This window comes from Luminiphilus sp. nBUS_07, from assembly GCF_051201685.1.
Classification (GTDB): Bacteria; Pseudomonadota; Gammaproteobacteria; order Pseudomonadales; family Halieaceae; genus Luminiphilus.
The window spans coordinates 1,588,544-1,600,799 of sequence record NZ_CP179213.1; the positions used below are offsets into that span (position 1 = coordinate 1,588,544).

The 12,256-nt window shown below is 53.7% G+C and carries 11 protein-coding genes; 7 read left to right on the forward strand and 4 right to left on the reverse strand.

Features of this window, described 5'->3' with window-relative positions:
• The first annotated feature begins 115 nt into the window (after window positions 1-115).
• Together ACMAZB_RS07005 and ACMAZB_RS07010 are read left to right on the forward strand one after the other, a co-directional pair.
• Window positions 116-991, forward strand: a complete 876-nt coding sequence (locus ACMAZB_RS07005; RefSeq protein WP_435215624.1) for an SDR family NAD(P)-dependent oxidoreductase — start codon at window positions 116-118, stop codon at window positions 989-991.
• Window positions 991-2,925: a DUF3604 domain-containing protein gene (locus tag ACMAZB_RS07010; RefSeq protein WP_435219949.1), complete on the forward strand. Its 1,935-nt coding sequence runs from the start codon at window positions 991-993 to the stop codon at window positions 2,923-2,925. The genes ACMAZB_RS07005 and ACMAZB_RS07010 overlap by 1 nt, the downstream gene beginning before the upstream one ends.
• 72 nt (window positions 2,926-2,997) lie before the next feature.
• Here the strand turns inward: ACMAZB_RS07010 and ACMAZB_RS07015 are convergent, their stop codons facing one another.
• Window positions 2,998-3,798, reverse strand: coding sequence for a 3-oxo-5-alpha-steroid 4-dehydrogenase (locus ACMAZB_RS07015; protein WP_435215627.1), 801 nt, complete (start codon window positions 3,796-3,798; stop codon window positions 2,998-3,000).
• A 149-nt stretch (window positions 3,799-3,947) separates the two neighbouring features.
• On the opposite strand from ACMAZB_RS07015, the gene ACMAZB_RS07020 reads away from it, so the two are divergent.
• The 4 genes from ACMAZB_RS07020 (at window position 3,948) to ACMAZB_RS07035 (ending at window position 8,224) form a co-directional block, all read left to right on the forward strand.
• Entirely contained in the window at window positions 3,948-5,417 is a 1,470-nt protein-coding gene (locus ACMAZB_RS07020) for an FAD-dependent oxidoreductase (protein WP_435219950.1), read from the forward strand.
• Entirely contained in the window at window positions 5,414-6,055 is a 642-nt protein-coding gene (locus tag ACMAZB_RS07025; RefSeq protein WP_435219951.1) for a nuclear transport factor 2 family protein, read from the forward strand. The genes ACMAZB_RS07020 and ACMAZB_RS07025 overlap by 4 nt, the downstream gene beginning before the upstream one ends.
• 34 nt (window positions 6,056-6,089) lie before the next feature.
• Complete coding sequence (locus tag ACMAZB_RS07030; RefSeq protein WP_435215633.1) at window positions 6,090-7,163, forward strand: alkene reductase; 1,074 nt, start codon at window positions 6,090-6,092, stop codon at window positions 7,161-7,163.
• A gap of 191 nt (window positions 7,164-7,354) precedes the next feature.
• Window positions 7,355-8,224 carry an amidohydrolase family protein gene (locus ACMAZB_RS07035; protein ID WP_435219952.1) on the forward strand — a complete coding sequence of 290 codons (870 nt, stop codon included), beginning with the start codon at window positions 7,355-7,357 and terminating at the stop codon, window positions 8,222-8,224.
• 73 nt (window positions 8,225-8,297) lie between these two features.
• On the opposite strand, the gene ACMAZB_RS07040 is transcribed toward ACMAZB_RS07035, so the two are convergent.
• Window positions 8,298-8,756 carry a MaoC family dehydratase gene (locus ACMAZB_RS07040; protein WP_435219953.1) on the reverse strand — a complete coding sequence of 153 codons (459 nt, stop codon included), beginning with the start codon at window positions 8,754-8,756 and terminating at the stop codon, window positions 8,298-8,300.
• A gap of 189 nt (window positions 8,757-8,945) precedes the next feature.
• Here ACMAZB_RS07040 and ACMAZB_RS07045 point away from each other — a divergent pair, with 189 nt between their 5' ends.
• Complete coding sequence (locus ACMAZB_RS07045) at window positions 8,946-9,722, forward strand: SDR family oxidoreductase (protein WP_435215639.1); 777 nt, start codon at window positions 8,946-8,948, stop codon at window positions 9,720-9,722.
• Here the strand turns inward: ACMAZB_RS07045 and ACMAZB_RS07050 are convergent.
• Window positions 9,697-11,694 carry a DUF3604 domain-containing protein gene (locus ACMAZB_RS07050; RefSeq protein ID WP_435219954.1) on the reverse strand — a complete coding sequence of 666 codons (1,998 nt, stop codon included), beginning with the start codon at window positions 11,692-11,694 and terminating at the stop codon, window positions 9,697-9,699. The two genes, ACMAZB_RS07045 and ACMAZB_RS07050, sit on opposite strands and share 26 nt — an antisense overlap.
• 34 nt (window positions 11,695-11,728) lie before the next feature.
• A complete protein-coding gene (locus ACMAZB_RS07055; protein WP_435215643.1) occupies window positions 11,729-12,247 on the reverse strand; it encodes a hypothetical protein in 519 nt (172 codons plus the stop codon).
• Window positions 12,248-12,256: the final 9 nt, after the last annotated feature.

Below are 12,256 nucleotides of genomic sequence, written 5' to 3' on the forward strand. Positions count from 1 at the left end.
TTGGCAGACTGCACAGTGCAGTCCGCAAAGGGTCGCCTCCACCGAGGCGATAGAGACGATTGGGTCAGTTGAGTGAACCCACGGTCTTGGGCATTGGCGATTTGGGGAGAATGCTATGAAAAGTAATGCACCAGTGGCACTAGTGACTGGCGCGAGTCGAGGCGCAGGTGCTGGAGTGGCTCGAGCGTTGGGCCAGCACGGTTACACGGTCTACATTACGGGTCGCTCTGAGGTAGTGGGTGCGGCAAAAGCATGGGATGGCTCAGTACTTCCCGGAACCATTCACGATACGGCGCGAGCCGTTACCGATGCAGGAGGGCGGGGCGTTGCCCTTTGTTGCGATCACGCCGATGACGCCGCTGTGGCGGAGGTGTTCGCGCAGATTAAGGGCGATGACGGCCGCCTAGATGTCCTCTTTAATAATGCGACATACATGCATCCTGAGCTCATTACGCCGAAACCTTTTTGGGAAAAAAGTTTAGAAGCAGCCGCCATTTTAGACGTGGGATTACGCTCCGCCTACGTGGCGAGTTGGCACGCTGCAGGCATGATGGTGTCGGCCGGTACAGGGTGGATTATTTTCGGCTCGTCTTTTGGCGCTAATTGCTACATGCATGGCCCTGCTTATGGGGCGCAGAAAGCGGGCCTTGATAAGTTTGCCGCGGATATGCAGCACGACCTAGAGGGCACCGGTGTTAACAGCTTATCGATCTGGATGGGCCCGTTAAAGACCGAGCGCGCGATGAAAGCCGCTGAGGTCCACCCTGAACAGTATGAGGAGATTATGCAGGTGGCAGAGTCACCAGAGTACACCGGCCATCTTATTCACGCCTTGCGCAGTAGCCCCGAGGGATCCTCTTATGGCGGGCAAACTGTGGTGGGCGCAGAACTGGGTGTGGCTTTAAAAATTTCTGATGCTGGCGTTTATCCACCCTCACACAGAGACATGTTGGGGGGGCCTCCCGAGCGCTCGAAGGCTGTTATTTACTGATGCAACAGCTTCAGCATAACGTTCACGGTGTGGCTGCGGATGCCTTTGTGTGTCGGCGGAGGCCGGAGCTGTTACTGTTTACGGTAACCGTGATGTTGGTGGCACTTCTCACGGCCTGTGACCCGATAGCAGACCCCACTCTTACGCCAATGACAGTGTCCCCCGTCACTGAAATGCCTGAAGTCACTCCGTTGCTGCCCAGTTCACTGCGTAACCTTTACTGGGGTGATTTGCACATTCACACCGCCTTATCGAGTGATGCGTTTGCCATGGGCGTGCGCGCGTTACCCTCGGATGTTTATCGTTTTTCCCGAGGTCTGACCATCGATCATGGTGCAGGTTATCCCCTCACAATTCGTCGGCCATTAGATTTTGCTGCGGTGACAGATCATGCCGAATATATGGGTCAGGCGAGATTGGCCGATCTCGATATTCCAACGACACGCCAGCCCCTCGCTGATCTTTTAGCAGAAGGCAGTCGGTTGGCAGTGACCCGGGCTTGGGTCGAGACGATGGCACTGATGCACGAAAATGGATTTCAGTTAACCCTTGGCGGCGTCGATACCGCCATAAACGCTGCAGCGTGGAGGACCACTGTAGAGGCGGCCAACACCTTTAACGATCCCGGCAAATTCACAGCATTCATCGGCTGGGAGTGGTCAGCTGACGGTGGCGATGTTACGACGCACTTACACCGAAATGTTATTTACGGAAGTGGTGCGGTACCTGGTCGTCCCTTCAGCGCTATCGACGGACCTGACGCAACAGACCTTTGGCGCTTTTTGCGCGGTGAGCGGGCACAGGGGCGGTCAGTCATTGCTATTCCACACAACGCCAACCTATCTCAGGGACTCATGTATCGAACCGAGGACAGCGAGGGTCGTCTGTTGGTTGAGGCCGTACCCCAGGACCGGTCCGATCTCGAACCGATTAGTGAAATTCTTCAGGTAAAGGGTGCCTCTGAAACACACCCGTTATTATCAAGTCTTGACGAGTTCGCAGGATTTGAGATTGCTAGCGCAGTTCCCGGTCAGAAGGGCACCTTGGAGACGGTCAAAGGGTCCTATGCACGCGATGCCTTGCGACGTGGAATTTCACTGGCTCACAGCGAGGGCTTCAACCCCTTTGTCTTTGGTGTGATTGGTGCCAGCGATAGCCACAACGCCAGTTCTGTCACCGATGAGGATAATTATACGGGTAAGCTGCCGATGATGGATGGAAGTGCGGGCTTACGAACGGGTGAGGCAGGTCTGGGATTAGCTTACATGACCCCTGCGCCAAGTTGGGGCTCGGGTGGGCTCGCCGGAGTTTGGGCTGAGGAAAATACCCGCGAGGCACTTTTTTCTGCGCTGCAGCGGCGTGAGACCTTTGCCACTTCAGGACCTCGGATCTCCCTGCGCATGTTTGGTGGCTGGCAACTTGAGCCGGCGTTGGCTGTGGCAGCTGATGGTGTCGCGAAGTCTGACGCTGCCGGGGTGCCTATGGGCTCTGCATTACCTTTGCAGTCTGGTTCAGGGGCCCCTCAGTTTGTAGTCTTTGCTGCCCAGGACCCTTTGGGTGCCCACCTTGATCGTATTCAAATTATTAAAGGCTGGGTTGACGAAGAGGGTGTTACCCACGAGAAGGTTATCGACGTGGCATGGTCTGGGAAACGAAGCATTGATCTCGCTACCGGTCGGTTGGACCCCGTAGGTAGCACGGTAAATACAGGGGCAAGCACCTACGAAAATACCATCGGTTCGCCCTCGTTGGCAGCTTGGTGGCAGGATGACGACTTTGATCCTGATCGCCCTGCCTTTTACTACCCAAGGGTTCTTGAGATTCCAACACCGCGCTGGTCCACCTACGACGCCCGAGATTTGGGTGTAGAGCCGATGGTCCCTGTCGCGATACAAGAGCGGGCCATTGGCTCTGCTATCTGGTTCGAGCCTTGATCTACATTAAACATCTGTGGGGCATGCCACAGAGGATACCTGGGCTTGCAGGCCAAACTAAGGCATAAAGATTTACAGCAGCCTTGGGAAGATGGCTTTACGCTCTGGTGGATATTCATCGAAATTTTTACGAAACCAACGATGGGTATAAAGCGCGCGAGGAATTAGGTTGCCGGCGGTCATAGCGAGCACAAAGACCGCGCCCAAATTCCAGGTCATGATGGCAAAACCTGTGAAAGACAGAATTTCCCCAAGGTACTGTGGGCAGGTAACCCAGCGAAAGGCACCGCCAAAAGGAATTTTGTAGCGCGGCTCATTGGGCGTGGGCGTTTTTGAACGCAGGTTACGCAGGATATGGTCTGAGTGAATGTTCAGCCCAAAACCCGTCGCATAGACAAACAAGCCCAACACAAATCGAGGATCACTGAACCAGTCGAGCGTGTACTGATCGCCATACTCGGTCAAGTACGCCGCGTTGAAATAACCGTGCAGAAACAGGGTAATCCAGCCTGCGATTATTACGTTGAAAGAAAAGCTCGCGGGTGTGCCGGGCTGTACCCGCATCAACATGGGAGTAATGAGCGCGCGGTTACTGTAGTGCATCATCCATACGGCAAGAAAAAACAAAGGCACGGCTTCGTAGGCGTTAGTCCCCATGAAGTAGACGACCGGAAAAACCAGCAAGCCGGGCAGCTCCATAATAATCCAGCCCATACGAGAACCGAGCTTAATACCCTGTTTTTTACCTTTCAGTCCGAATCGGCCGCCATAGGCAGCGGTACCCACAAAGCTCGCGGCAAATACCAGCAGCGCGTAGGCAAAACCTACAAGGAGTAATGTGTCGTAAAGGGCATTACCGGTGTACCAGGCCATGATGATGTCTCTAGGAGTTTGGATGGCCCGCAGAGTGGCGTGTGATTGGCCAGTGCGCAACCTTGCTCCATCGTCCAAATGGAGGCTGATCGCCGTTCATCAAGCCGCTAATGTGAAGCACCTCCAGTTGATTTGGCGAGCCTTTGCCTATGTCTTTTGCCCCCATGCTTGAATCTGACGTGACCTCCTGGTCTGGTGAAAGTGATGTCGTTGTTGTCGGCTTTGGTGGCGCTGGCGCTTGTGCGGCGATCGCGGCGGCTGATGAGGGGGCATCGGTGATGATCGTGGAAGCCGCATCGGCCTCTGGTGGCTCGACCGCCTTGTCCTCCGCAGAAATTTATTTGGGCGGTGGCACGAAAATTCAAAAAGCTGTGGGTTACGAAGATAGTGTTGAGGATGTTTTTGGTTATTTGATGGCGAGTAATGGGCCTCAGGCCGATGCCAATAAAGTGCGAGCTTATTCGGAAGGCGGGGCGGAGCACCTCGATTGGTTGATGTCTCTGGGTGTGCCTTTTAAAGCCTCTGAGCTCAAAGAGCGTGCCATGATGGCCCTGACAGACGACTGCTTGCTTTACACGGGCAGTGAGAAAGCGTGGCCCTATAGCGAGCATTACAAGCCTGCGCCGCGCGGTCATAACCTCGAAGTCGAGGGTGATAATGGCGGACCCTTGCTCACCAAAATTCTTTTGCAGCAAGTCGAGCAGCGAGGCATTGATATTCACTATGAGACCCGGGCCTTACGACTGATCGTGAGTTGCTTCGGACCTCAACAACGGATCGTTGGTCTTGCGGTTCGGCAGAATATGCAGGAACACTATTTTCGCGCCAGCAAAGGTGTGGTGTTGTGCGCCGGTGGTTTTATTATGAACGAGGATATGGTGCGTGAGTACTGCCCTCAGTTTCTCGATAACAAGACCCAAATCGGCAATCCCAATGATACGGGCAGTGGCATTCAAATGGGGCTGAGTGTCGGTGGTCGTGCCATTAACATGCACGAAGGATTTTTAAGTCTGCCTTTTTATCCTCCAGCGACGCTAACCTTTGGCATCTTTGTGAACGGTCAGGGTCAGCGCTTTATCAATGAGGACGCTTATCACGGCCGCATTGGCAGCTTTTTGGTGAACCAGAGTTATCCGGTGTACCTCATTCTTAATGTGGCGGATTACGGCAATTATGAGACTGAGAGCTGGTTGCAGGCTCCGGTGGTAGCAACCGGTGAAACCCTCGATGAGCTGGTGTCTGAGTTGAAACTTCCCAAGGGCCAACTTGAGCGGACGCTTGCGCGCTTCAATGAGGACGTTGCTGAAGGTGTGGACCGTTTATTTCACAAAGATGTCAGTTGGTTGAAGACAATTGAGGCGCCCTTCGTAGCGCTCGATTGCACGCCGGGGGCGGGTGCGTTTTTCCCCTGCTTTACCTTAGGTGGCCTTGATACCACGGTCGACGGCGCCGTATGTTCTGTCCATGAGGGTGTTATTCCCGGGTTATATGCAGCAGGAAGAACAGCTTGCGGTGTGCCCAGGCGGGGTGATGGTTATGCATCAGGAAGCTCTGTTGGGGACGCTACTTTTTCTGGGCGCATGGCTGGGCGCCGTGTCGCAGCTGAGGAGTGCATATGAGTCAGAGTGATGTTGTCGCAAGGGTTGATCGTTTGGAGTCTCTGGACGCGATTAGACAGCTTGCTGCAAAGTATTCGCTTGCGCTGGATATGCGAGATATCGACGCTTTGGTGAATCTTTTTGCCGAGGATATTCGGATCGGTCGAGACAAGGTTGGCCGCGCACATTTTAAGCAGTGGATGGATGAAACTTTGCGGGTTCAGTTTACGGGCACCGCGCATCACATTGGCAATCACATTATCGAATTTGAAGACCCCGATCGAGCGGTAGGCGTTGTCTACAGTAAAAACGAGCATGAGACCCCCACGGAGCAGGGTGGCTGCGAATGGGTGATTATGCAGATGCTCTATTGGGATCATTACGAGCGCATGAACGGCCGTTGGTATTTTCGACGACGCTTGCCATGCTACTGGTATGCCAGCGATCTCAACAAGCCGCCCTGTGGTGAGAATAAAATGCGGTGGCCCGATCGGGATGAATACGAAGGGGCGTTTCACAGCTTGTTTCCCAGTTGGCAGAGGTTCTGGGCGGAACCGCCCTCTGAACATTTGCCGAGCGTTGCTGCACCTGCGCCACTCGAGAAATTTTTGGCAACGATGCGTGATGGCAGCTTAGACCCGTCTATAAAAACTCGATAACGGTGGGGTCGGCCCCCAATATGAGGACCAGAAAATGAAGTATGCGCACTTGTACAGCTCCCTTGAAATGGGTGACCTGCGACTTCGTAATCGCATTGTGATGGCGCCTATGACCCGTAGCCGAGCTCGGCAAGATGACGATGCGGTTTCAGAATTACAGGCCAACTACTATGGTCAGCGCGGCGACGCTGGACTGATTGTGACCGAGGGCGTGCATCCCTCTGCCGACGGCAAGGGCTACAACCGCACCCCGGGGATTTACAATGACGCACACACCAAGGCCTGGTCATCAGTGACCGACCGAGTCCATGACCGAGGCGGGCTCATTGCCTGTCAGCTGATGCATTGTGGTCGGGTAGGCCATGCACTCAATAAGGGGCGAAACACGCGATTTTTGGCCCCATCAGCGCTACCGGCTAACGCCGAGATTTTTACCGAGTCAGGAATGATGTCCATGCCGACGCCCGAGGCGATGACTCTTGCTGAGATCAGATCAGTCGTGGCAGATTATCAAGCCGCCGCCGCCCGGGCACTGCAAGCTGGGTTCGATGCTGTCGAACTTCACTGTGCATCGGGTTACTTGCCAGCTCAATTTTTGGCGACGGGCAGCAACCTTCGTGATGACCAATACGGTGGCAGTTTGGAGAATCGCTTGCGTTTCGTAGAGGAAGTTCTGCACGGGATCAAAGTTGAAACCGGCGCTGGGCGAATAGGGCTGAGAATCTCCCCCGGAAACCCTTACAACGATCACGTTGATGACAATCCGACTGAAACTTATGCTGCGCTCCTTCAATTAGCGGACCGCTTAGGGCTGGCCTGGGTGCATGCCATTCGGATGGCATCCACGGGTATTGATAGCTTGGCATTAAGCCGCGAATATTTTTCGGGCGCGCTGATCGGCAGTGACAGCTTCAATGCCGCGGAGGCTGACCAATTTATCGCTGAGCATCGTGTAGACGCGGTGTCTTTCGGGCGTGCCTACATTGCAAATCCTGACCTAGTGACTAGGTTTGCCCTTGATGCCCCGTTAAACACCCTTGATAAACGAACCATTTATGCGGGTGAGGGCGCGGGGGGCTATACCGACTACCCCAGTTTGTCCGCTTAGGATTTATCACAACGCCCCCTGAGTGACTTGCCTCAATTGTAGGTCTTACTTAGAGGTCGTATAGATACAGGTGAAAAACCTGTATAAAAAATGTTCGGCCGCCCATGATGGCCACTGACACAATGGGGTGGCGATGTTTAGTCATCGCTAACCCCTTTATCGATTGCCAAGATGGCTAGAGGACAAAACCCATGCCAATGCCCACTGACGTGCCTATCATTGACCTGATGCTTGCGGTCCCGAATGACGACACCTCAAATTTTTATGATTTTATTCGTCCGTTGTTGATGGATGAGCAGAGTCGCCAGATGTTCAAAATGCCAGCTCAATACATGTTTAAAGACCTTCCAAAGGTGGGCAAGCGCGATGATTACATTGCCTACACATTGGAGAAGATGGATGAGTTCAATATTGAGAAGGCCATGTTGGGTGTGGACGAGGGTCAGTATGAGACGCAAAACGAGGCGGTAAAAAAACATCCCGACCGATTTTTCGCCTCCTACGACTGCAACCCTAATAACGGTATGGAAGAGGTTCGAAAGATTCGCCGGCTCAAGGAAGAGTATGACATTAAGTCGGTGAACGCTTTTCCCGCTGGACTGTGCCCTCAAGTCTCCCTTGCCGATAAGAAGTGGTATCCGATCTTTGTCACCTGCATTGACCTAGATATACCCTTTTGTCCCTGTGTAGGTGTGCCGGGTCCGCGGATTCCAATGGAGCCGCAAAAAGTTGAGCACCTCGATGAGATTTGCTGGTTTTTTCCTGAATTGAAAGTGGTCATGAAACACGGAGCCGAACCCTGGACAGATCTTGCATGGAAGCTGATGCTGAAGTACGAGAACTTGTTTTATATGACCAGCGCTTTTGCCCCCAAGCATTACCCTAAAGACATTATAAATTTCGCCAATACCCGAGGGGCTGACAAAATCATGTATGCGGGTTACTTCCCCATGGGTTTATCCTTGGAAAGGATCTTCGGCGACATGCCCAACGTCCCGTTTAAAGACGACGTGTGGCCTAAGTTTTTGCATGAAAATGCGCGTCGGGTATTCAAGCTATAGCGTCTAACCTTTTTTTAGAAGCGGATAGTGCGCTGAGCCGCGAGCGTCACCACGCCGGCCTTTGACCTTCCCGCTACGGGTAGAAAATAGATATCGTGTCAACGATGCAGGCGGGGCGGTCAGCATCTTTGGCTGTAATGGTCACGCGGATGGTCGCCTTGTAACCGCCCTTGTTCTCCTCGACCGCAATAATTTCACCTGTAGCTGTAATGTGTGAATCCACGGGTACGGGCGCTGGAAAGCGAATCTTTTCAGTCCCGTAATTCACCCCCATCGATACATTTTCCACTTGAATGAGCTCGGGAAGAAAACAGTTGGCTAACGACAGCGTCAGGTAACCGTGTGCAATGGTTTTGCCAAAAGGACCCTGTGCCGCTCTCTCTGGGTCAACATGAATCCATTGATGATCACCCGTCGCCTCTGCAAATTGGTCAATCCTTTCCTGAGTGATTTGCAGGCTCTCTGTGGGACCTAATGCGGTACCGGTCATGGTCATCAAATCTTTTGGGTGGGCAACTTGGGTGGTAGGCATAGAGGGTGCTCCTAAGGTTTAAAGGCAAGTCACCGTTCGATGGATAGCTTGCTGGGGTTGATGCGTTATCTAAGGAGCCTGATACTGGCGTGAGATTTCTTCAAGCGCAAATACCCGCATCACGTATTCAGACGATGTTATGCGGGGGTTTTATTGAAAGGGTGGCGTTTGATAGCAAGGGACACTCAGATGCGGCAATACGACGGTACGGTAGTGGTAGTTACAGGAGGCGCAGGCCATATTGGGCGCGCGATTTGTCAGGGGTTCTTGAATGAGGGTGCGCAGGTCGTTGCCTGTGGGCGGCGTCCCCCCGAAACGCCTGTGGGTGATGGCCCGGAGAAAGCTGTTTTTTTTGCGGCAGATCTGCGTGACTCTGAGGGCTCCCAGTCCTTAGTGGACTTCACGCTGGAACGGTTTGGTCGTATCGATATCCTCGTCAACAATGCCGGAGGCAGTCCTCCTGTTGAGGCTGCCGCAGCCAGTCCCCGCCTGACTGAAAAAATTGTTGCGCTTAATCTCGTTGCGCCATTGGTGTTATCGCAGCAAGCCTATGGGGCTTTGTCAGCTAATGACGTCCCGGGGTGCATCGTCAATATTGCGAGCGTCAGTGGAGCTCGCCCGTCACCAGGCACGGCGGCCTATGGCGCCGCCAAAGCCGGACTGCTGAGCAGCACCCGTTCATTAGCGATGGAGTGGGGGCCACACATCCGCGTCAATGCCATTGTCGTCGGATTGGTTCATAACGAAGCGGGTATTGAGCACTACGGTGGTGCTGAAGGGTTTCAGCGGGTTGCAGATATGCTACCCCTCAAGCGCATGGCGGCGCCTGTGGACGTTGCCAATGCGGTCCTTATGCTGTGCGACGACAAGGCTGCCTATATCTCAGGTGCCGCCCTAGAGGTCGATGGGGGCGGTGAAGTGCCCGTGTTTTTACATTTGGCTAGGGAGGCGGCTGCAACCAAATAGGCGACGTCCAGGCGCGCTCACGAATTGTGGGTGTGTAAAACGCCTCGTCTTCAGCAACGCGACAGCAATTTTTGAAAGCATCCTCACTGGCGCCTAATGCCTTGGCTCGCCTTGTTGAGGCGGCCAGCTGGTCTGGGCAGGCGTCAGAAAGTGGATTTACCCCCATGTTTTGGCACTGCAGTGTGCTCCAACGGCAACTGGGTGTTTCCAGTACCCGGGCGTAGTAAAAAGCGGACTGATCGGGCGTTGGATCGGGATCTTGCCAGACTGTGCACAGACTAGCGCTGCCAGGCGCTGTGGCAGCACAAGTTAGGGGGTCGACCCCAAGTTCGTTGACGGGTGAACCGGCAACGTCGTAGACGCGTTCATGTGTGTTGCCATTGCTATCAACCCATCCTTTAATAATTTGTAATCGTTCTAAGGGATTGCTTGGAAATAGCGCAGTTCCTGAGTCGCGCTGGGCCGAGATATAAAACCGGGGCGGCATGTCACCCGGCTGCTCTGTAAGAATACCGCCCATCGGTACGCCTTTGTCATAGGCGAGCTTAATGGCTGTAGGGTCCTCGCAGAGATTCTCTGGGTAATCACCTGCGAAAAAGCGGACGAGAGGGCGCGTCCCTGAGGTTGCATAGGCTTCTCGTCGGCGCATGGCGTCAAAGAGTGCATCTCGTCTATTTTCCTCTGCCCAAACTACGGCGAGACCCCCGGGGTTTGAGACAAAATGGTCTTGGATATTTCTAAACCCGGCGTCTCTGGAGCCTAAGTGGCCGACATATTGGCGCTCTTGTGCCCCTCCTGCGGTTGCCGTGTGTGTGTCGGTGCTACCGATAAAGCCGGGCATAAAAGGATTTAGTCCGTTGGCCTGCTCCAGTGCCAGCCCGTCTTTAAGGACATTGCGCATCAAGTTTCGACGATGGAAAGAGCTTAGGTTGACGGCCTGGCCCTTTTCAGAACGCATCTTGCCCTCGACGGAACCCAGCATATGTAAGTTGTCCGAGGGAATTTGTTCAAAGTCACAGAGCTCATCCTCGGTATCTACGCCAATCCCTTGCAATCGATCGAAGCGACATTCCGAGGCGCCTTTGTGTTGAATCAGCTCCACGAGGGGCTCGAGTGCGCGCCGATTGTGTGCTTCTTCAATGGTGGCGGGGTCAGGAAACATAAGCCCGCCACCAAGATTACTATTATGAGGTATGGCCATGACATCACAGCCATTGCTGGCATCAAGGCACTGTTTTTTTAACTGTCGCCAAAGTTCCGGGACTTGGTTGTTGCTGTCAAACACCGAGATTGGGCGTTCGGTGACGTTTGCGTTTTTGAATATTACATTGCGGTGCAAATTCGCAGCCTCCTGCCCTTGTGTGTATTCGTAGCCCACAAATGCGCTGAATTCACAGTTGTCAGATGGATCGTTGTGGCGCTCAGCAGCTGCTTGAATGTCTGCCCAGATGGTGGTCGCAGCGGCAGTACAATCGCCCAGATCGCAAATGAGTGAACGCTGGGGAGCAACGCCGTCCATGCCCCCTGATAGCGTCCACTGAGAGGCCGCATATAGCTGCACCCAGAGGTTTTTTGTGCGCGACATGATGCATGTTGGTGCCCACCAAGCCAACGTTCCCCAATCGCTGTCGCAGAGGGCGACCTCGCCTAAGAACTGGCCGTGATCCGTGACGGCAGCAAAATCAATGGCGCGATCAATTTTTGCTTCTATGGTTTGGTCGCCAAAAGGGTCTGGCAGGGTAATCATCTCGCCCTTGGCATACCGATAGGCGCCGTCAGGGTCATTTTTTTGGTTCGACAGGAATGCGTCGAAGGAATACCGGGTATGGATGTGTAGGTCGCCAAAAAAAGGCTGTCTTTCAGCGGCGAAGTGTTTGCAGGGCCCAGCGGCAAGGCTTGAGTGTGCGATCAGGGCCATAAGGGCGGCAATAAAGACTGGAACCTTGAGGTTGTGCGGTTTTTGCCGAGTCATAATTGGATTCCTAGCACGGTTAACAGTCCATCATTCACGACGTCTCGTAAGCTCTGTGACCCGTTAGATAAATGATGAGATAAGCGAGCGCTCCAGCAAAAATTCCCGCCCACAGTCCCTTAAAAACGCTGTAACCAAACGGTGTGAAGCTGTCCTGAGCAAGGGTGTTAAGTGCCAATAAAGTTGCGGCTGCCGCAATTAAGCCAAGGATGGCGCTTAAAGCAACCGCCATAATGTAACGCTCGGTCACGGCCACCAGACGCAGCGTAAGTGGTGAAGGCGCAGCGAGAACCTCGGGGCTCAGGGCGTCTTTGGTGAGCTGCCTGCGTTGAATGGGTATTAGTATCAGCGTCACGATCATCGCAAGCAAAAATCCCGTCGCCAGTAGATCAGCAGAGATCCCTCCCGAGGGACTGAAAAGTTCGAGAGAGGGTTTATTGCGAGACAACAGCCAGCAAATCAGGCCATTAGCTACAGCGTTAGTTGCACCGTTGACCGCAGTATTTCGCCAGATATGTTGCCGCCAACCTTTGGCATCTAGTGGGGTTTGCACAGAACACTC